Origin of the sequence: Rhizobium sp. RHZ02, assembly GCF_014851575.1 — a bacterium.
GTDB classification, from domain to species: domain Bacteria; phylum Pseudomonadota; class Alphaproteobacteria; order Rhizobiales; family Rhizobiaceae; genus Rhizobium; species Rhizobium altiplani.
On sequence record NZ_JACUZX010000029.1, the window covers coordinates 66872 to 84286 of the forward strand.

General features: G+C 58.4%; 24 protein-coding genes, 2 tRNA genes and 1 pseudogene. 11 read left to right on the forward strand and 16 right to left on the reverse strand.

From position 1 onward, the window contains the following. Positions 1–132 precede the first annotated feature (132 nt). Together IB244_RS27170 and IB244_RS27175 are read left to right on the forward strand one after the other, a co-directional pair. Positions 133–711 carry a cold-shock protein gene (locus IB244_RS27170; RefSeq protein WP_018117103.1) on the forward strand — a complete coding sequence of 193 codons (579 nt, stop codon included), beginning with the start codon at positions 133–135 and terminating at the stop codon, positions 709–711. Then, positions 711–1193 carry a DUF192 domain-containing protein gene (locus tag IB244_RS27175; RefSeq protein ID WP_192306246.1) on the forward strand — a complete coding sequence of 161 codons (483 nt, stop codon included), beginning with the start codon at positions 711–713 and terminating at the stop codon, positions 1191–1193. Before IB244_RS27170 ends, IB244_RS27175 begins: the two co-directional genes overlap by 1 nt. A 115-nt stretch (positions 1194–1308) precedes the next feature. Here IB244_RS27175 and IB244_RS27180 read toward each other — a convergent pair whose 3' ends face one another. Then, positions 1309–1587 carry a hypothetical protein gene (locus tag IB244_RS27180; protein WP_169683757.1) on the reverse strand — a complete coding sequence of 93 codons (279 nt, stop codon included), beginning with the start codon at positions 1585–1587 and terminating at the stop codon, positions 1309–1311. Between the two features lie 309 nt (positions 1588–1896). Here IB244_RS27180 and IB244_RS27185 point away from each other — a divergent pair, with 309 nt between their 5' ends. The 7 genes from IB244_RS27185 to IB244_RS27215 all read left to right on the forward strand — a co-directional run bounded on the left by IB244_RS27185 (position 1897) and on the right by IB244_RS27215 (position 9945). Further along, positions 1897–3672, forward strand: coding sequence for a hypothetical protein (locus tag IB244_RS27185; protein ID WP_246734704.1), 1776 nt, complete (start codon positions 1897–1899; stop codon positions 3670–3672). 158 nt (positions 3673–3830) lie between these two features. After that, positions 3831–5045, forward strand: coding sequence for an alpha/beta hydrolase (locus IB244_RS27190; protein WP_192306247.1), 1215 nt, complete (start codon positions 3831–3833; stop codon positions 5043–5045). A 13-nt stretch (positions 5046–5058) separates the two neighbouring features. Continuing rightward, on the forward strand, positions 5059–6993 hold the full coding sequence (locus IB244_RS27195) for a mechanosensitive ion channel family protein (protein WP_192306249.1): 1935 nt from the start codon (positions 5059–5061) through the stop codon (positions 6991–6993). Positions 6994–7090: 97 nt separating this feature from the next. Continuing rightward, positions 7091–7513: a hypothetical protein gene (locus IB244_RS27200; RefSeq protein WP_018858619.1), complete on the forward strand. Its 423-nt coding sequence runs from the start codon at positions 7091–7093 to the stop codon at positions 7511–7513. A gap of 4 nt (positions 7514–7517) precedes the next feature. Continuing rightward, positions 7518–8099 (forward strand): OmpA family protein, encoded by a 582-nt coding sequence (locus tag IB244_RS27205; protein ID WP_018117082.1) that lies wholly within the window; start codon positions 7518–7520, stop codon positions 8097–8099. A 237-nt stretch (positions 8100–8336) separates the two neighbouring features. Next, the gene (cax, locus tag IB244_RS27210; RefSeq protein ID WP_018858617.1) at positions 8337–9476 is read left to right on the forward strand and encodes a calcium/proton exchanger; all 1140 of its coding nucleotides are present in this window, start codon (positions 8337–8339) and stop codon (positions 9474–9476) included. A 136-nt stretch (positions 9477–9612) separates the two neighbouring features. Further along, on the forward strand, positions 9613–9945 hold the full coding sequence (locus tag IB244_RS27215) for a potassium channel family protein (RefSeq protein ID WP_018117080.1): 333 nt from the start codon (positions 9613–9615) through the stop codon (positions 9943–9945). A 162-nt stretch (positions 9946–10107) separates the two neighbouring features. Here the strand turns inward: IB244_RS27215 and IB244_RS27220 are convergent. Then, positions 10108–10184 (reverse strand) — tRNA-Pro (locus IB244_RS27220). A 330-nt stretch (positions 10185–10514) separates the two neighbouring features. Between IB244_RS27220 and IB244_RS27225 the strand changes: the two genes are divergently transcribed. After that, complete coding sequence (locus IB244_RS27225; protein WP_016554394.1) at positions 10515–10820, forward strand: ETC complex I subunit; 306 nt, start codon at positions 10515–10517, stop codon at positions 10818–10820. Positions 10821–10865: 45 nt separating this feature from the next. Next, positions 10866–10942: transfer RNA gene (locus tag IB244_RS27230), tRNA-Arg, on the forward strand. An 81-nt stretch (positions 10943–11023) separates the two neighbouring features. On the opposite strand, the gene IB244_RS27235 is transcribed toward IB244_RS27230, so the two are convergent. The 14 genes and pseudogenes from IB244_RS27235 to IB244_RS27300 all read right to left on the reverse strand — a co-directional run bounded on the left by IB244_RS27235 (position 11024) and on the right by IB244_RS27300 (position 17378). Continuing rightward, positions 11024–12037: a tyrosine-type recombinase/integrase gene (locus IB244_RS27235; RefSeq protein ID WP_312867269.1), complete on the reverse strand. Its 1014-nt coding sequence runs from the start codon at positions 12035–12037 to the stop codon at positions 11024–11026. Then, positions 12015–12254, reverse strand: a complete 240-nt coding sequence (locus IB244_RS27240; RefSeq protein ID WP_192306253.1) for a hypothetical protein — start codon at positions 12252–12254, stop codon at positions 12015–12017. Before IB244_RS27240 ends, IB244_RS27235 begins: the two co-directional genes overlap by 23 nt. Further along, positions 12251–13060, reverse strand: coding sequence for a Lar family restriction alleviation protein (locus IB244_RS27245; protein WP_192306255.1), 810 nt, complete (start codon positions 13058–13060; stop codon positions 12251–12253). The genes IB244_RS27240 and IB244_RS27245 overlap by 4 nt, the downstream gene beginning before the upstream one ends. A gap of 664 nt (positions 13061–13724) precedes the next feature. Beyond that, entirely contained in the window at positions 13725–14060 is a 336-nt protein-coding gene (locus IB244_RS33250; protein ID WP_192306257.1) for an HNH endonuclease, read from the reverse strand. Further along, on the reverse strand, positions 14061–14321 hold the full coding sequence (locus tag IB244_RS27255; RefSeq protein WP_192306260.1) for a hypothetical protein: 261 nt from the start codon (positions 14319–14321) through the stop codon (positions 14061–14063). 23 nt (positions 14322–14344) lie between these two features. Then, entirely contained in the window at positions 14345–14545 is a 201-nt protein-coding gene (locus IB244_RS27260) for a hypothetical protein (protein WP_192306262.1), read from the reverse strand. Next, a complete protein-coding gene (locus IB244_RS27265) occupies positions 14542–14961 on the reverse strand; it encodes a hypothetical protein (RefSeq protein ID WP_192306264.1) in 420 nt (139 codons plus the stop codon). The genes IB244_RS27260 and IB244_RS27265 overlap by 4 nt, the downstream gene beginning before the upstream one ends. Before the next feature lie 35 nt (positions 14962–14996). Then, positions 14997–15380: pseudogene (gene ssb / locus IB244_RS27270) on the reverse strand (single-stranded DNA-binding protein); the annotation flags it as partial. Next, positions 15380–16135: a hypothetical protein gene (locus IB244_RS27275; RefSeq protein ID WP_192306266.1), complete on the reverse strand. Its 756-nt coding sequence runs from the start codon at positions 16133–16135 to the stop codon at positions 15380–15382. The gene IB244_RS27275 and the pseudogene ssb, both read right to left, overlap by 1 nt. Beyond that, positions 16135–16641, reverse strand: coding sequence for a siphovirus Gp157 family protein (locus IB244_RS27280; protein ID WP_192306268.1), 507 nt, complete (start codon positions 16639–16641; stop codon positions 16135–16137). Before IB244_RS27280 ends, IB244_RS27275 begins: the two co-directional genes overlap by 1 nt. Continuing rightward, entirely contained in the window at positions 16641–16859 is a 219-nt protein-coding gene (locus IB244_RS27285; RefSeq protein ID WP_192306270.1) for a hypothetical protein, read from the reverse strand. The genes IB244_RS27280 and IB244_RS27285 overlap by 1 nt, the downstream gene beginning before the upstream one ends. Then, a complete protein-coding gene (locus IB244_RS27290; RefSeq protein WP_192306272.1) occupies positions 16843–17073 on the reverse strand; it encodes a hypothetical protein in 231 nt (76 codons plus the stop codon). Before IB244_RS27290 ends, IB244_RS27285 begins: the two co-directional genes overlap by 17 nt. After that, on the reverse strand, positions 17063–17236 hold the full coding sequence (locus IB244_RS27295) for a hypothetical protein (RefSeq protein WP_192306274.1): 174 nt from the start codon (positions 17234–17236) through the stop codon (positions 17063–17065). The genes IB244_RS27290 and IB244_RS27295 overlap by 11 nt, the downstream gene beginning before the upstream one ends. Then, positions 17229–17378: a hypothetical protein gene (locus tag IB244_RS27300; RefSeq protein WP_192306277.1), complete on the reverse strand. Its 150-nt coding sequence runs from the start codon at positions 17376–17378 to the stop codon at positions 17229–17231. Before IB244_RS27300 ends, IB244_RS27295 begins: the two co-directional genes overlap by 8 nt. Positions 17379–17415 lie beyond the last annotated feature (37 nt).

A 17415-nucleotide genomic window follows, 5' to 3' on the forward strand; every position in this document is an offset into this window, starting at 1 on the left:
ATAGCGGGGTATGATTGGCAACTGCGAATAATCGAAAAGTAGGACTTGCGCTAATCCGTTACCAACATGTTAATCTTGATGTGAAGAATCAGTTAACCGTAACAGTGTGACGCGTATTGAGGGACTGGCGATATGGCTGACAGAATTTCGTCAAAGGAATTCAGCGACCTCGATCAACTCGCGGGGGAAGCGGTCGATCTCATTGAAATCACTGGCGTCGTCAAGTGGTTTGACGTGGCCAAGGGCTTCGGTTTCATCGTTCCCGACAACGGTATGCAGGATGTTCTTCTTCATGTGACCTGCCTGCGTCGCGACGGCTACCAGACAATTCTCGAGGGTACGCGGATCGTTGCGCTCATCCAACGGCGCGAACGCGGTTACCAGGCGTTCAAAATCCTTTCCATGGACCAGTCGACGGCTGTACACCCTTCGATGCTGCCGCCGGTCCGCACGCATGTGCAGGTGACGGCGACGAGCGGGCTCGAGCGTGCGCTGGTCAAGTGGTTCAATCGCACGAAGGGCTTCGGCTTCCTGACGCGGGGCGAGGGGACGGAGGATATTTTCGTCCACATGGAAACGCTGCGTCGGTTTGGTCTCACGGAATTGCGTCCGGGGCAGGTGGTGCTCGTCCGTTACGGCGATGGCGACAAGGGGCTGATGGCCGCTGAGATCCATCCCGATGTGCCGAGCCCGGTGAGCCGCGCGCACTAATGCGTATGTCTGCAGCTCACTGGATCAGAAGCGCCATCGCGGCGCTTTTTTTCATTCTCGCCGTGCCGGCCCTTTCCCAACAGCCGATAACCTTCGACACGGAACCGCTGATTATCCAGACGGCGTCCGGCAAGCGGCTGAATTTCATCGTTGAGATAGCCGACACCAACGAGCAACGCCAGCGCGGGCTGATGTATCGTAAGGACATGGCCGAAGACGCCGGCATGATCTTCGATTTCGGCGTTTCGCGGCGGGTGCAGATGTGGATGGAGAACACCATCCTGCCGCTCGACATGCTGTTCGTCGACTCGACGGGCACGATCCGCAACATCAAGCAGAACGCGGTGCCGTACTCCGAGGACATCATCGATTCGATGACGGAGGTGAAGTACGTGATCGAACTCAATGCCGGTGTAACGGCCAAGCTCGGCATCAAGCCTGGCGACAAGGTGATGAGCGCCACGACGACCAAGAAAAAGTAGGCGTTCGCGCCACGCGGTGACACGGGGCTGCTTGAGGCAGCGCCGAATTTCTCCCGAAAAGCGGGAATGCAGCGGGTGTCTTGTTCCTCGACAGGCCCGGCGTGAGAAGGGCGGTTTAGCGACGTGCGCCGAACACCTCGCGCATGACGTCGCCCTCCAACTCCACACAAAGTTCCTCATATTCATCGACCAGGGTGAGCTCGGCGCTGGCCTCCTTGCGGAACCGTTCGAGTGCGAGGCACGCCTCCTCATAGGCACCCAGCACTTCATCAAGCAACGGTCGCCCATTGGCGGCTAACCGCACAGCCTCGCGCTGGGATGCCGGTAACCTTAACAACATGCGCGCCAGACCGCATCTTGCAGCCTCGCCTAGACGATTGAATGACTTGCCCATTCGCGCCACCGTCCCCTCCTGGTGCACAAACGACAGCAGTGATTGCGTATTGGTCGCTGGGAGACACGCTATCACGGTTCTCCAGATGAGCGGCGTAGAATACGGTAGAATACCTCGGTACCAACGGCGACATATGTGATGTTGGCTGCGATTGAGCCCACCCGGAGCCAACGCATGTGGTCCTCACTCGCCAAGGGCAAGTGTTGCCCGAACGATTGTGAACCCGGTATTGCCACAACGTATAGGTCATGTTTATCTGCTAGCAACATACGCATTGGGTTGTGCTTAGTCAGCATCGAGGGGAATTCGATGGCAAGTGCAAGGTCAGGCGACGTGGCGCCTGTAGCGCCATCTGCCGAGGAAGTGCAAGACCAGCTGGAGCGCATCCTCGGAAGCGAGAGTGTTCACCTCCCTGAGCGAGCCCGGCGGTTCCTGGTGTATGTCGTGACGGAGACGCTCGCCGGTCGATCCCACTACCTCAAGGCCTACACGATCGCGGAGGTCGTTTTCGGAAGGCAGAATTTCGATGCTCAGGGCGATCCCGCGGTGCGGATCGAGGCTGGGCGCATCCGGCGGGAGCTGGAGCGCTATTATTTGATGGCTGGCGGCAGCGAGCCGGTTGTCATCACGATTCCCAAGGGCCGATATGTTCCCATATTCCAAGCTTCGTCGCATTGCCGTGGCGACACAGCGGACGCGGCGATGGCACCGCCTTCTCCAGTCTCTGTCGAGCCTTCATCAAGTGAGGTTGTCGCAGCACCGGCGGCTTCCAGATCCGCTGGAAAACGCTGGCTGATAGCTGGCGCGGCAATGGCGGCCGCGATTGCTGCAGGGGCCATTTTCCTTGGCATAAAGCCGGCCTCCAAGGAGGTTGCTTCCATCAACAGCCGACCGACGATAGCCGTGGATCGCTTCGAGGATATTGCGGGTGGCAGCAGATTTTCGGGAATTTCGGGCGGCGTGACCGATGAAATCATGTCGAAGCTCGTGAAGTTCAAGGACATTCTGGTCGTCGATGCGTCCGGTAATGATCAGGACGCTGTGAGCGGCCTCCAGAATGCTCGATACGCCCTCCAGGGAAGTGTTCGACAAGATGGCGATCGTGTTCGATCCACGGCGCGCCTGGTGCGTCGTTCCGACGGCGCCGTCATCTGGGCCAACCACTACGATTCCGATCTTCGAATACAGAGCGTGTTTGAAGTCGAGACCGCTCTCGCAGAGGAGATCGCGACCGCCGTCGCCCAACCCTTTGGCGTGGTATTTCAGACCGACATAGCCCCGGATGGGGCGGGTGGATGGGACGCATATGATTGCAGCCTGTCCTATTACAACTATCGCAGAAGCATGACGGCGGAAGCGCTTCAGACAGCACAGGAATGTCTCAGGTCCGTGACCGAGAAGTTTCCGAGCGACGCCACGTCTCTTGCTTTCTTGTCGCTGACTTACCTCGATCAGGTACGCTTCCCCTACAAGCTTGGAACCAAACCGTCGCCAAAGATATTGGAGACGGCATCGGAGCTGGCGAAAAAGTCGGCTGTAATTGATCCGCAGAACCCGCGCGTCCTGCAGGCGCTGATGCTGACTAGCTTCTTTCGCAATGACGTTGGCGCCGCCCTCGAGGCGGGTGCCGCGGCCTATCAGTTGAATCCCAACGACACCGAGGTGGCCGGCGAATACGGCTTACGTCTCTCCATGGCGGGCAAGTGGGATACGGGCTGCGATCTCGTTTCCAAGGCAGTCAGCAGGAACGCAGGTCCGCAAGGTTACTACGAGGTCGGGATGGCGTTGTGCGCCTTCATGAGAGGCGACCTTCAGGCAGCAGAACTGTGGTCGCGAATGTCTGATCTAAACTACAATCCGATGCACCGCATGGTTCTGGCATCCATCCTTGGCGCGTCCGGAAAGATCGAGCAGGCGAAAAGGGAACTCGATTGGCTTGACACGAAGGCTCCTGCGCTGATGCCGGTGGTAAAGCGCGAGATTTCGATGCGCTTGGCGCGTCCGCAAGACCAAGAGCGCGTCCTCGCCGGGCTGCGCGCTGCCGGTGCCGCGGTCGATCAGGTTCAGCCGGCAGTGACCAACTAGCCGTTGCCGTCATCCTCTCGCTGGCGTGGCAATTTTCGTACCACGGCGGCGTCCGTCCCGACAGATACTACGCGATGCTACAGGCCTCGCCGCACGCCACCTGCTAGCCTCCAGGCTTGAGATGGCCCATCCCCCTGGGCAATAGCTGGAATGCAGGCATGGTGAAACGGAGTATCCCTCTTCTTCTCTTTTTTCTGACGAGTTGCGGACATCCGGACGGTGTCATGACGCCGGTTCCGCTGTCGGTTTCCGCTCCACCATCGTCCAAGGTTGCGATGCTGGTTGCGACCACACGCGAGCCGTCTGGGGACCCGGCGACGCTATTCAATGGGGAGCGCAGTTCCAAGCCGCACCTGACGCAAATCACAGTCTCGATTCCGCCGAAGCGCGAGCCGGGCACGGTACAGTGGCCGAAGCGTCTCCCACCTGACCCGGCAACCGATTTCGCTGTGACGAATGCTCAGCAGATAGACACCATCGCGCAAGGGCGCGAATGGTTCGCGCAGCATGTGAACGGCGGACATGCGCTAGTGTTCATTCACGGCTTCAACAACACCTACGAGGATTCCGTCTTCCGGCTGGCGCAGATCGTGCACGATAGCAAGATGGAGGCGACGCCCGTCCTGTTCACATGGCCGTCGCGAGCCGAAATCACCGCCTACCAGTATGACAAGGAAAGCACGAATTATTCGCGCACGGGACTGGAGCAGGCCCTTCGCACTCTCGCTGCCGATCCCAATGTCAAGAATATCACCATAATGGCACATTCGATGGGGACCTGGCTGGCGATGGAATCGCTGCGGCAGATGGGGATACGCGACGGCCATGTGGATCCGAAAATTCACAATGTGATCCTCGCTTCCCCCGATATCGATATCCAAGTCTTTGCCAAGCAGTTCGCCGAAATGGGCGAGCCACGTCCGAAGTTCACGATCTTCGTGTCCAAGGATGATAAGGCTCTCGCGGTTTCGAGCTTCATTTCGGGGCGGGTCTCCCGTCTCGGCGCCATCAATCCTGCAGAAGAGCCCTATCGGTCGAAGCTCGAAAAAGCGGGCATCGCCGCGATCGATTTGACGAAAGTAAAGACCGAGGACGGGCTCAATCACGGCAAGTTTGCCGAAAGTCCGGAAATCGTCCAACTTATCGGCCAGCGACTCATGACGGGCCAGACACTTACGGATTCGAATGTCACGCTCGGCCAAGGCATTACAGCCGTGGTCGGCGGCACGGTGACGAACATCGGTACGGTTGCGGCTACAGCCGTCGCGGTTCCGGCGACAATCATCGAGCAGCCGCTTGCTGAGAGAAGAAAGCCACGGCCGGCCGACGATACGCTTGGCGGCGACCTGAAGCCGCAGACGCTGACGCAATAGGGGGAAAACCAGCATGAAATGGATTCTGTCTCTCATCGCCGGACTTCTCTTCGCATTCAATGCCGTGGCGCAAGCTCCCGCGGCCGCACCACAGCAGAAGATCGACGAACTCGTGCGCCTTCTTCAGGACCCGGAGGTGCAGACCTGGCTGAACAGTCGCAAGGAGGTCGGTGCACCTCAGAGCCCCGCTTCATCCGCAGGCGCCTCCGATTTGGTCAGCTGGGAGTCTGCGGCGCGGACGCGCGTTCACGAAATCATCACGGCCATACCGGCGATACCAGCGGAAGTGGCGGCCGCCGCTGCCAGAACACGGCATGACGCCGTAAGCCGAGGCTATGCGCCCGTATTCGTCATATTCGGCGGACTGGTCGCTCTCGGTCTCCTCGTCGAGGGGCTGTACCGCAGGCTAGCCAAGCCCCGCGAAACGCTCCTTGGCCGACTGGCCCCAGTCGGAATCTTCGCGGGGGCAATGGCGATCGTGTTCTTTGCCGTGGAATGGCCGCCTCTCGCCCGTATCACCTTGCTTGCCTATCTCACGGCATTCGTCGCGTTTCGGCTGGCGGTCGCATTTTTGTCCGCCGCCGGTATCACGCCGTTCTTGCGCACACGGTTGATGATCCTATTCGGGCTTGTCTGCTTTGCCGTTGCCACGGCGGCAATCGGAGAACCTTTGGGCGTTCCGCCGCTGGTTAGGGATGCAATCAGCTACTGCTTGTCGGTCGTTGGGCTATTTGTCGCGATCGAGATGGTGTGGGCTACGTCGCAGCGATCTCGGCCGTGGAAAGCGGCTGTGGTTGCCTTCCTCGTCGCGCTGTGGATCATCTGGTGCCTCGACATGAGAGGCCTTTTCTGGATCGGCGTCTATGTCCTCGTACTACCGGCGATGCTCAACGCCGTTGGCCGCGTGGCAGGGTCTTTCGTAAGCGATCCCGGTAGCCTTCGTGGTGTCTTGATCGTCCGTGGCGCACGCGCGGCGGTGATCTTCCTCGCCGTCGGGTGGCTGGCACTTGTTTGGCGTCTCAATCCGGACACATTGGGTCAGCGCGATCCTGTTGTCGCTGCCCTTTTCTACGGGGGCCTGAAGAGTGTTTTGATCCTCGTGGTTGCTGATTTTCTTTGGCAACTGGCCAGAGGCTGGATCGATAGAACGTTGCGGGTGGCGACCGACGCAACATCCCTTGCGCCCGCTGATGCCGCCAAACGGGCACGGTTCCGCACGCTTCTTCCGATCTTTCGCAATGCATTGGCTGTTGTTGTCGCGGTCATGGCGGCGTTGGTCGTGCTGGCCCAAATGGGCGTACAGATCGGGCCATTGATCGCGGGAGCCGGCATCTTCGGCGTTGCCATCGGTTTCGGTTCGCAAACCCTCGTCAAGGACGTCATCAGCGGTGTGTTCTACATGCTGGATGATGCCTTCCGGGTTGGGGAATACATCCAGGCCAAGGATTACAAAGGAACCGTGGAGGGCTTCAGCCTGCGATCGGTACGCCTTCGTCATCATCGCGGTCCGGTCTTCACCGTGCCATTCGGCGAACTCGGAGCCGTCCAGAACATGAGCCGCGACTGGGTGATCGACAAGTTCAGGATCACGGTCGGCTTCAACACCGATATCGACAAGGCACGCAAGCTGACCAAAAAGGTCGGAGCGGAGCTGAAGGATGACCCGGAACTCGGGCCGCTCTTTATCGAGCCCTTGAAGATGAAGGGTGTCGAGGAGTTCGCCGACTACGGAATCGTATTGAGCTTCGCCATGACCACGGTTCCCGGCATGCAGACCTACATACGCCGCAAGGCCTACGCCAAGATTCGCGAGTTGTTCCTGGCAAACGGGATCACGTTCGCCCAACCGACGGTGCAGGTCGGAGGTGACGACAAGGAGGGTGGCGCGGTGGCTGCCGCGCAGGCGATCCGGGCGCACGAAGCAGGTACTGCCGCGCCGCCGAAGTGAGTGCTCTGCGGTGTGCGCTACCGTAATATACGTCCCCAATCATAGCGCTTCGTGAGAACATTCACCGCCTAGATCGTCGAGGCAGGGAGAGGGCGACATGTTCAAACGCGGAATTCTTACGGCGGCGCTCACGTTGGCGACGCTGACATTTGCCGGGAATGCTCCGGCGCAGACGCTGAGCTATGCGGATGCGGTCACGAAGCTCGCCGCCGACTGCGGCACGGACATCCAGAAACTGTGCAAGGGACTGAACCTCGGCAGCGGACGGATCGCCGACTGCCTGCAGCAGAACGCGGCAAAAGTGTCGCCCACTTGCAAAGGCTCGCTGACATCAGTGTTCCAATCGATAACCCAGCGAGAACACGCGCAGACCGCCTACGAGCGGGTCTGCCAGCGGGACATGTCCAAAAGTTGCTCAGGCATCAAGGGTGACGGCTTCGTGCTGGCTTGTCTGGTGAAAAAGGAAAAGCGCGTCAGCAAGGAATGCAATCAGGTCATCACCGATGCAGGTTGGAGGTAAACCGATGAAACGTCTTATTTCCAAAGCCATTCTCGTTCTGGCCACGGGGGTATTGTTTTCCGGCTTTGCGTCGGCGCAGGAGGTCTCCCAGGAGCGCATCGTCAAGGGACTCGGTAAACTCAGGGCGGCGGCTCCTGCGATCGACCTCGAGATATTGCGACAGGAGGCCATCAACGGCGGTAACCAGCCGATGTCTGCGCTTCCGAACTGGAAGCGGATAGGGAAGCTGCCGCAGATGGTGGTCGAGATCGATTTCGAGAACGACTCTGTCGCCATCCAGCCGAATTCCTATCGCACCCTCGGGCTGATCGCCGACGCGTTGCATCATCCGAACCTGTGGGACTACAAGTTCCTCGTGGTCGGTCATGCCAGCGCGACCGGGGACGAAAAACATAACCTCGATCTCAGCGAACAGCGTGCTGCTGCAATCAAAGAAGCACTATCGACGACGTTTGCCGTCGATCCGGCGCGCCTTTACGCGGTCGGTGTCGGGGAACACTTACCGATCGAAGGCACTGACGTGAAAGGGTCGAACAACAGACGTGTTCAACTTATCAACCTCGGTGTCTTCAAGATTAAGTCCTGATCGGAAAGAGGCCGCGGCGTCGAAACGATGCCGCGCGCCAGCAGTTGATGGGCCGCCCCCTGGGAGTGTGGAGGCTCGGATGAACGCCCCGAGACTAACGCTGTTGGGAAACGCCTGCTTTGCTGGCGGTCTTTGCAGACGCTCGATTCGGCTGCCGATCGCGATCCTATCGGATGAGTACTCCTACCGAGAATGCATCGCCTGCAAACGAGACTATCTTATGATGGGAGAAACGACATGAGCAGCTCCGACGGACGATCTTCTCCATCTGCTGGCATCGGAAGAAGTGTTCTTCAAGAACTGCGACACACGCCCGTTCTCTGGCTGATCGTGCTGGTGCCGATCGTCATCGTCCTGGAGCACCTGGTTCCGGACAGTCATACGCTGCTGTTTTTCATATCGGTCCTTGCAATCATTCCTCTGGCGACGCTCCTTAGCCGTGCAACCGAGGCGGTTGCGGCGAGAACGGGCGACGCGGTCGGCGGCCTGCTAAATGCTACGCTCGGAAATCTGACCGAGCTGGTGATATCGCTTTCGGCCCTGCGGACGGGACAATATCTGCTGGTCAAGGCATCGCTGGCCGGCGCAATCGTTACAAACACCCTGTTCATGCTGGGCGGCGCATTTCTACTCGGCGGGTTGAAGCATCACCTGCAGGAGTTCAATCGCGTCAATGCTCGCTTCCAGGCCTGCCTGCTTTTCCTGGCAACCATTGCCGTTCTGGTGCCGTCGATCATCAGTGAAGTCGATCAGCCGCCACCGCTCGCCATCTCTCAGAACGTGAGCCTCGGGTTGTCGGTCATCCTCATCGCCGTCTACGCCTTGGGCATGTTGTTCTCCTTGCGAACACATAAGGAGCTTTTCGCCAGTGCCGGTCACGCGGACGAAGAGCAGGCTACCTGGCCGCTTGGCCTCAGCATCGCCATTCTCGTCGGCGTAACCGTGCTGGTCGCATTGGTCAGTGAAATTTTCGTCGGGTCGGTTCAGGTTGCGGCTGAACATCTGGGAATGACACCGGCGTTCGTCGGCTTCATCGTGGTCGCCCTTGTTGGTGCGGCCGCGGAGATGACCACCGCGTTTTCGGCAGCTCGGGCGGATCGCCTTGATCTCAGCGTTGGGATCGCGCTCGGCAGCGCCGCCCAGATCGCGCTTTTCGTTGCCCCGCTGCTGGTCATTGTCAGCTACGTCATCGGACCGGAACCAATGACGCTGCAGTTCTGGCCCGGGGCAGTTACAATGATGATCGTCGCCACCGTGGCCGCTACGCTTCTGTCGAACGGTGGTCGAGGCGCCTGGTACGCAGGAGTGATGGCACTTGCCCTCTACGCGATCTTCGCCTTCACCTTGTTTGTCTTGCCTCCAGCTGGACCGACGTGATCGAAAGGCTACTTCTAGGCGCGCCGCGCGATAGCTCTGCAGCGACGCCAAAGCAAACTCAATCAGGCACCTTGGAAGCGCAAGGAAAGCGGCGCCGATGACGCGAGGCACAGAGAGCAAGTTTAAATCGAGGAGGATGAGAAGGCGGTTCTTCGCCTCTCTCTTCCAGCAACTTCGAATATTGTGGCCGATCTTCTCCGGTGTTCTCGTTGTCATCGTCGGGTCAGGCGCACTTGTCGGATGGATCGAAGGATGGCAGCTCGGCGACACCCTGTACTTCACCTTTGTTACGGGATTGACGATCGGCTACGGCGACCTCGTACCAAAGCAGACAATCGCGCGGGTGCTGGCTCTGGTGATCGGCTTATGCGGGATTGTCCTTACGGGTCTTATTGCCGCAGCCAGCGTGCAGGCTCTCCGTGGCGCTGATCCGGATCGCTCAAATTCTGACAATGCCGATCAGGACTAGGTGAAGTGCCTCGCCGAACCGGCCATTCAGAACTGGAAATCTTAGACTTATGATTCCTGGGACAACGCGGAGGCCCCAGTACGGCATCGAAGTTTTCGGAAGCGTCGATCGGAGGATGCCCTGCGAAAGTCCGACAAGTCTTGATGTGGAGGGGAAGGGTAGTGGTCGGAGTGGAGAGATTCGAACTCCCGACCCTCTGGTCCCAAACCAGATGCGCTACCAGACTGCGCTACACTCCGTGCCGACGAGGGAGGCCAATACACGGTTCGCCCCGCGCCCGCAATATCTAAATCGCCTATCCCCAACCTTGGTGTGAGCATTCTTTTCCTCAAGCTTGCGGTGTGAAGCGATCGATATGAGCATGACAATCGATGATCGCGGGAGGAAGGCGCCTGTTGGAAACGGTTGAACAGCGCTGCGACTGGTACGGCTTTTTTCTTGAAAAGAAAGGGATTCGCCGCTAAGCAAAATTCATCTCTTCGTGCGATGGTTTGCGTCAAGAGTAGCTGCCTTGTGGGGCAGAATGAAGTTTCAAGTGCGAAAGCCGCTAAATCGGAGGCCCTGCAGCAATGTCTGCCAAGATCTACCGTCCAGCCAAGACCGCGATGCAGTCCGGCAAGGCAAAGACACATATTTGGGTTCTTGAGTTTGATCAGGAGACGCCGCGCACCATCGATCCGATCATGGGCTATACGTCTTCCTCGGATATGCGCCAGCAGCTGAAGCTGACCTTCGAAACGCAGGAACTCGCTGAGGCTTACGCGAAGCGTAACGGCATCGAGTACCGGGTTATTGCCCCGAAGGATCCGCAGCGCCAGATCGTGGCTTATCCTGACAATTTCCGCTATACGCGGACGCAACCCTGGACGCATTGATCCGCGTTCATCCGCAGATTTGACCGGGTGCGAATTCGGTCATGCGGCCCCTTAGCTCAGCTGGATAGAGCACCTGCCTTCTAAGCAGGTTGTCGCAGGTTCGATTCCTGCAGGGGTCGCCATAAAATCAATAACTTAGCGCGAATATTATACGCCATTTTGACCCCGTTTACAGTTTTTTCGAAGCCGTTTACACAATCCATTCACGTGATGTTCTTTTCCATCCGCAGAATGACCGCATCGCTGGTCTGCTGGTCCGTCGCCAGATAGTGCTTCTCAAGCACGCGCCCGACCTCTGCAATCGAGTGTCCCGTGATCGACGCAATCTGCTCTGTGGTCGATCCTTCCCGGCGCCGATCGGTGATAAAGGTTCCCCGCAAATCGTGGAACGTCACCCCCTCGATCTCAAGCCGAGCACACTCTTTCCCCCACGAAGTCTTGAAGCCGTCCTTTGTCCACGGCCTTCCGCGCGAGTTGTTCAATATCCGCATCTTGTCTTTTGGCAGGGCGTCGATCATGGCCTTGAGCTTGCTGTGGACCTTCACCCGAACCCGTTTCTTCGTCTTCCCTTGCTCAAATGACAGGTGTGTGCCATCGTATTGTTTCCACGTCAGCATCAGGAGATCGCCTTGGCGTTGCCCTGTATGAATGGCCATTTCGAAGGCTAGGAGCATTGGCCCTTTGGCTTTGGAACGGAAGAGGGCGATAAGCTGAGGCGTCCAAACACTTTCCTTGCGCGATCCCGTATAGAGACGGCTGATACCGGAGCAGGGGTTTTTCTCGATCAACTCCTCGTCGATCCCGAACGTGAAGACGCGGGAGAGGGAGAATAGCATTTGATCCGCGGTGCGAGGATTGGCGGCAAAGGTCTGATGCCACTTGCGAATCATTGCCTTCATGCCGCGCTGCTGGGTTAGCTTCAGCGGCAGTTTAGGCCATTCCTTGCGGATTTCCTTATGGGAGAATTTGTGCGCGTCCTGCGTCTTCTCTGCCAGTGCCGCAAAGGCGGGGCTTTTGACGAACGCGTCTATCAGGCTGTCGAGGGTGTTGACCTCAACCGGGGCGTTCTCAGCCTTGTGGCGTAGCAGCTCGGCAGCAAACTCCTCGGTTCCTGGCGCGGCTTTCATCTTCGGGCCACCACGCCACGCGTAGTAGTGCCAGTTGATTTCGCCGTTCGCCAGCTTGCGCTTGACCTTATGAACGCCTTTGAGCTTCACGAGCACGTTCCTGATCTCTCCACGCTTGCCATTCGGCTAAAGACGTGAAGTCTTCCGGCTGCAAGTCAACCCTGGCCGGCTTGTTAATTTCGGGAATATCGGGGGAAATGCGGATGATCTTCCCATTTACCTCGACTTCGACCCGAACGCCGTCCCGCTTCGCAATCTTGGCCATGCGGTGCAGGTCCGATTCCTTGAGGAGGGCGGCTCTAGTCATTCCCGGCTCTCCCCCTCTGCTTTGATCTCGGGAAGTTTCGGTAAATCGCACCAATGGGAGAAAAAGCCCTTACGGTGTGTTCCTTCATGGGTGCGGTAAGGCCATTCCGGATCGCCAAGGGATATCTCAGCAATCATCGTGTAGACGGTGGGAGCCTTATCGCCGGGGTAAAAATAGTATCCGAACGCCAGAAACTCGCGATCGGTGGGCATGGTCTCAATAGGCTGCCAACCTTCCATCGCCGCACTGCGGGCTTTGGCTAGCTCGGAGCGGAGGCGAACTATCTCATCCGCGAGCGCCGCTGCTGCCTTCTCCTCTTTCAGGAGAAACCGCTTTAGCCGTTCTGGCGTATCGGGTCCGACGTACCCGCCAAGCTGATTTGCAACTTCATATATGTCGCGTTCCACGATCTTCGTGTTTTGGGAGACAACCGGCTTTGAGTGTTGAACTTGGTGGTCAACGCCTTCCGCCTCTGGCTTTGGTTCGGCTGCGAGGCAATATTGCTGCCATAGATCGTTTATAAGCTTGCTGACTTCAGCGAATGGCGTGTTCTCTGTGATATTGGCACATCGCATTTCCAGGTCCCATTCCGCATCGGTTTCCCATCCTACCGGCTCTAGTTTTGGAGTGGAGAGGAGTGCCCGACGGTTCCAATCACGGCCGAAACCCCATTCCTCTCCGGTCTCAAGCATGCAACCGCAGTTGTCGCACTGATACTTGGTGGACTGCCGAGCATCGCCGTACTGCTCTACGTGGGCGTTTGAGCCACAGAACGGGCAGGGCTTCAGTTCTTCCTCGCGCTTCATGGCTGCGATCCTTGGGAGAGGGCGGAACGGTGACGGATTTTTTGACCAACCTTGGCGGGGATTGTGAGCGCGTCTTCTATCGTCCAGCCATGTCTGAAAACCCGAGCGTGGACGGTCCCATAGACAATCCCGGCCCTTTCGGCGGCTTCCTTCAGACTTGTCGTATCAGGAGTGGAAATTAATCCGCGCCGGTTTCGGCCTTGTTCCTGCTTTGTGGCCCATCGGCAATTTTCGGGAGAATAGCCCTTATCGTTGTATATCCGGTCTATTGAATGCAGCTTGCTTGGCCTTGGCCCCATTGAGTTCACAAATGCGGGGAAGCTTTCTGACCACTCAGCGCAGAGATTGATCCCTCGTGCGCCATAGTTTCGGAAGGCTTTGTTGTCAGGATTATTGCACCTGTCTTTGATATTGCACCAAATCCTGTAAAGGTCGGTGTCACTCCCGCCGTGAGTTCGATTGGCATTGCCGAATAATTCACGCTGCAAGCACCCGCACGAGCTTGTTGGCACTTTCGAAGACAACAGTGCGTCTCGCGGGATTGCCTTTTCGGTCCCGCAATCGCAAATACATTTCCAGTAGGTTCTGGGCCTAGCAGATATTTGGATAGATACCGGCTCAACAGCGACGAGACGGCCAAAGCGCTTCCCTGCGATGTCATTTTTCATCGTAGAACAACCTTCCCGCTTAGAGTTCTCTTCCATTTCGAATTCTTCCCGCCGGGGAAAGACGATGGAGGTACGGCCCGAATGTGCTTGGCGCGTATTCGGTCGGCCTTTCGGATCGCCGCGGTGTCATCGGCGGTCTTGACCTTGTGGCAACTGAAGTGGGCTGGCTTAACGTTGTCGTCTGAATCGTCGCGGGTAAGCTCCCACGGGACGACGTGTTCAAGCTCCCACGCTTCACCAACCTGAATCTTCTCGTCGCAGATGTGGCACCGGCCTCGGTGAAGGTCGAAGATGCGGACGCGCTCTTTTCTGGAAAAGTGTTTACGGGCCATCTACAGACCCCTTCCATAGAAGACATCCATCGCCATCTTGTCGATCGAGTTGGACAGGCGACGGCGCAACTGCGCGTAAAGAACCGGATGGACAACCATAGTATCCGCGCCGATCCGGTAGCATCCCGGATTCATGCGGACTTCGCCTAGACGGTCGAGGATATCGACCATCAAGCGCATGTCGTCCGAAATAGCCTTCTTAGGCGGTACAAGAGCCGCTTCGCTCTCAAGGACCTTCATCGCGCCAAATGTAGGCTGCATCACTCTCGTCCATGCAGCGCCCATCATACCGGCATCCTCGCAACGAGCGCAGCAATCCCTCGCATCATGCGCCTTACCGCTCCCTCGTTTCTTGGGCGGGAGTTCATGTCGGATATCTCACGGCGCAACTGGGCGGTGGTTTCCGCTCTCTTTTCGAGATAGGCGAGGGTGGAGGGGCGAGCGTTGGGAAAGCGCCGTAGATGGTCCTGCATTGCGTTGCTCATGCTGCATCCTCTCCGAAAACTTGCTCTGGGCTGATCCCATAGGTCTGCTCGACCCAACGGGTGGCGGTAGCCAGGAACGCGTCGAACTCTTGCTCTGACATGCTGGCAAAACTGATCGACTTCGGCACGGCGACGGTGAAGCCCTTGACCATGACCGGCGTCACGAACCCCGTATGGAGCTTGATTACGTCGTGGAGCGCTTCAGGTGAGGGCGCGCATTCGTTCGCCTTCACGATCCTGCCGAGGTACGCCCAGTACCAGCGAAGCTTTGACGGAGACCGACCGGTGTGCAGAGACACCTTTATCCGGTCGCCGGGGTGGAAGCGCTGGATAAGCTCGGCGTCGAGCTCCATTTCAGGCGCGAGCACATTCCCGCGCCTATGAACGTAGATCGGTGGTTGCTCGGTCTTGGCCATCAGAACGGGATCTCCTCGGATTCGGAGTGCTGATTGCCGTAGCTGTCGCGGTCGCCATCGGTGGAGCGCTGAGCGTCTAGCATCGTCAGCGTCGAGCCGAAGCCGTTCAGGACAACCTCGGTCGAATACCGATCATTGCCGTTCTGGTCCTGCCATTTGCGGGTCTGCAGAGCGCCCTCGACGTAGAGCTTCGCGCCTTTCTTCACGTACTGCTCTACGGTCTTGGCGATGGCCTCACTCAGCACGACCACGGTGTGCCATTCGGTCTTTTCGCGGCGCTCACCGGAGTTCCGGTCACGCCAGCTTTCGGACGTAGCAATGCGAAGATTGGCGATCGGTCGTCCATCCTGGGTGCGGCGAATCTCTGGGTCAGCGCCCACGTTCCCGACAAGAATTACCTTGTTGACGCTTCCGGCCATCACATGCCCTCCATCGAATGCAGTTCGCGGCCGGCAGGATTGCGAACGCCGCTATCGCCGAGGATTTCTTCGCTGGCCTTCAGCTCGGCGCGCTTGGCGTCGAATTTCTCCTTGGCGATGACCTTGTAGTCACGCGACCAGCCGTCACGGGTGGAGATGGACTGCCAGATATCGGCGCAGCGCTTCACGTCGGTTTCGGAATGGCAATCGAGCAGATCCTTGTCGATCTCGGCCAACTGGCGCTTTTGCTCGGCGGAGCTGATGGGCTTGTCCTGCTTAGGAGCGGGAGCAGCTTCCTTGCCTTCGCCAGCGAACTCCTGGCGCACGGTGTTGACGTACTTGTTGTCGTCGAACATGCCCATATGCACATCAGCACCAACGCCGATCATCTTCATGGCGTTGGTCACAGCGTCGGTGTAGGCCTTCTTGAACGCCTCATCGTCGCTACGAAGTCCGCTGCTTGTCTTGGAGACAACCTTGTCCCCGCCGACGCCAAAAACGCGCTGGTCGAGCTTCTCGTGCCAAATGGACACGGTGCAATAGACAAGGATTTCCTCGCCAGCAGGAACGACTTGGAACGATGGTTCCCCGATGCCCCAGCCAATGCCGCAAGGGCCGAATTCTTCCGTCATGCGGCGATAGGACCACATTGGCTTGATAGCCGTTCCCTTGAAGCCGCCAGCACGCGTGAACGGCTTGGTGTGGGCGGGATCGGTCTTGCCGAGCTTGTCCCAAAGAGCTGTTTTGTCGGTCATCACTTCACCCTTACGGTCAGGCCAACGTCGCCCATAACGAGCTGTGCGCCGGGGATTGCGTTCCCGCTTTCTAGAGCGGTCTTGATTTCTGCTGTGAGAGCCTTGCGCTCAGTCTTGAAGAAGCCCTGCGGGAGAGCGTCGAGATCGGTCACATCGACGGACACGCGCGGTTTGGTGATCGACAGCGTGGCCTCGGGAAGAGTGATCTTCTCCTGCTGCGCGGCTTCCATGAGCTGCAGAATGATCTTCTTCACGCCGGCAGACTTGCGCTCGAAACGCTTGCGGCGCTCCTGCATGTCGCCTTCGCGCTCCTTGATGGCGGAGGCCATGGTTTCGGCCTCACGGCGCTCACCAAGGAGCCTTTCAAGGACGCGGTGAAGATCGGTCTCACCCTCAAGGCTATCGGCCAGCAACGTGGCGTCTTCCTCAAGCTCGGGATAGGCGACGATCAGCGCCAGGATCTGCGTGCGGACGGCCATAGCGTCCTCGAAGACGAACGAACCCATCAGGCAGCCTCCTGCTCACGGTCGGCGCGGCGCGCTTCCCACTCTTCGGCAAAGTCCGCTTCACGCTCGTAGAAGTCGGCATGATTTTCGCGGCTCTGGGCGCACTTCAGGAGATACGACTTGCGCGGCTCCTTTTCGGTGACGGCTTCGACGCGGTATTCCGCAGCCATGACACGGGCGACGGCGGCGTATGCTCGGTAGTCACTTGGAGGCAACATGTTCTTGCTCCTGTCGATCGAGTTGTTGACGGTGGAAGCCCTTGTCGGCCTCGTTCAGCGCCCAGTAGGCGACCAGCGTCACGACTACGGCTGATGTGAAGATCCGGATGAAATCACCACGGCGTGCGGCAATGGTCGGGACCGGCGTCGGCTGCTGCTGGCACGTTCCGACAGGGCAACCACATTCGCGGTACGAGCGAAGATCACAGCGCATCGGCCATCTCCTCTATCTGCTCGTCGATATCCGCCTTGGCTTCATCGAGAGTGCGGGAAAAGCCGTGGCGCGGATCGTCCACGTCGATGTCCTTGTGGTTCCACGCGTAGCCGATGCAGTACTCGTGGCGGATGTAGTAGCCGCGATATTCGATGTTATGCATAGCTCGCCTCCTGCGAAAGAAGATGATCCACAACCTCCTGCCATCCTGCTCGGTCGGCTTCGTCCTTGGCTTTCGCTAGGTGCTCTTCGGCGTGGCGTAGGAGGTGCTGGAGCATGGTGAAGTCTTCGGGCTCGTCGTCCATCACGCGGCCTCATCTTCAAGATTTCGGTAGGCCTGCG

What these genes read in the sequence shown, in the direction of transcription:
- IB244_RS27285 (WP_192306270.1), bottom strand. Translation starts at nt 16,859, where the DNA reads ATGTTGCCTCCAAGTGACTACCGAGCATACGCCGCCGTCGCCCGTGTC.
- IB244_RS27185 (WP_246734704.1), top strand. Translation starts at nt 1,897, where the DNA reads ATGGCAAGTGCAAGGTCAGGCGACGTGGCGCCTGTAGCGCCATCTGCC.
- IB244_RS27215 (WP_018117080.1), top strand. Translation starts at nt 9,613, where the DNA reads ATGAGAAGGCGGTTCTTCGCCTCTCTCTTCCAGCAACTTCGAATATTG.
- IB244_RS27195 (WP_192306249.1), top strand. Translation starts at nt 5,059, where the DNA reads ATGAAATGGATTCTGTCTCTCATCGCCGGACTTCTCTTCGCATTCAAT.
- IB244_RS27300 (WP_192306277.1), bottom strand. Translation starts at nt 17,378, where the DNA reads ATGGACGACGAGCCCGAAGACTTCACCATGCTCCAGCACCTCCTACGC.
- IB244_RS27240 (WP_192306253.1), bottom strand. Translation starts at nt 12,254, where the DNA reads ATGACTAGAGCCGCCCTCCTCAAGGAATCGGACCTGCACCGCATGGCC.
- IB244_RS27255 (WP_192306260.1), bottom strand. Translation starts at nt 14,321, where the DNA reads ATGCAGCCTACATTTGGCGCGATGAAGGTCCTTGAGAGCGAAGCGGCT.
- IB244_RS33250 (WP_192306257.1), bottom strand. Translation starts at nt 14,060, where the DNA reads ATGGCCCGTAAACACTTTTCCAGAAAAGAGCGCGTCCGCATCTTCGAC.
- IB244_RS27205 (WP_018117082.1), top strand. Translation starts at nt 7,518, where the DNA reads ATGAAACGTCTTATTTCCAAAGCCATTCTCGTTCTGGCCACGGGGGTA.
- IB244_RS27295 (WP_192306274.1), bottom strand. Translation starts at nt 17,236, where the DNA reads ATGCATAACATCGAATATCGCGGCTACTACATCCGCCACGAGTACTGC.
- IB244_RS27175 (WP_192306246.1), top strand. Translation starts at nt 711, where the DNA reads ATGCGTATGTCTGCAGCTCACTGGATCAGAAGCGCCATCGCGGCGCTT.
- IB244_RS27245 (WP_192306255.1), bottom strand. Translation starts at nt 13,060, where the DNA reads ATGAAGCGCGAGGAAGAACTGAAGCCCTGCCCGTTCTGTGGCTCAAAC.
- IB244_RS27190 (WP_192306247.1), top strand. Translation starts at nt 3,831, where the DNA reads ATGGTGAAACGGAGTATCCCTCTTCTTCTCTTTTTTCTGACGAGTTGC.
- IB244_RS27265 (WP_192306264.1), bottom strand. Translation starts at nt 14,961, where the DNA reads ATGGCCAAGACCGAGCAACCACCGATCTACGTTCATAGGCGCGGGAAT.
- IB244_RS27170 (WP_018117103.1), top strand. Translation starts at nt 133, where the DNA reads ATGGCTGACAGAATTTCGTCAAAGGAATTCAGCGACCTCGATCAACTC.
- IB244_RS27225 (WP_016554394.1), top strand. Translation starts at nt 10,515, where the DNA reads ATGTCTGCCAAGATCTACCGTCCAGCCAAGACCGCGATGCAGTCCGGC.
- IB244_RS27200 (WP_018858619.1), top strand. Translation starts at nt 7,091, where the DNA reads ATGTTCAAACGCGGAATTCTTACGGCGGCGCTCACGTTGGCGACGCTG.
- IB244_RS27280 (WP_192306268.1), bottom strand. Translation starts at nt 16,641, where the DNA reads ATGGGTTCGTTCGTCTTCGAGGACGCTATGGCCGTCCGCACGCAGATC.
- IB244_RS27290 (WP_192306272.1), bottom strand. Translation starts at nt 17,073, where the DNA reads ATGCGCTGTGATCTTCGCTCGTACCGCGAATGTGGTTGCCCTGTCGGA.
- IB244_RS27180 (WP_169683757.1), bottom strand. Translation starts at nt 1,587, where the DNA reads ATGGGCAAGTCATTCAATCGTCTAGGCGAGGCTGCAAGATGCGGTCTG.
- cax (WP_018858617.1), top strand. Translation starts at nt 8,337, where the DNA reads ATGAGCAGCTCCGACGGACGATCTTCTCCATCTGCTGGCATCGGAAGA.
- IB244_RS27260 (WP_192306262.1), bottom strand. Translation starts at nt 14,545, where the DNA reads ATGAGCAACGCAATGCAGGACCATCTACGGCGCTTTCCCAACGCTCGC.
- IB244_RS27275 (WP_192306266.1), bottom strand. Translation starts at nt 16,135, where the DNA reads ATGACCGACAAAACAGCTCTTTGGGACAAGCTCGGCAAGACCGATCCC.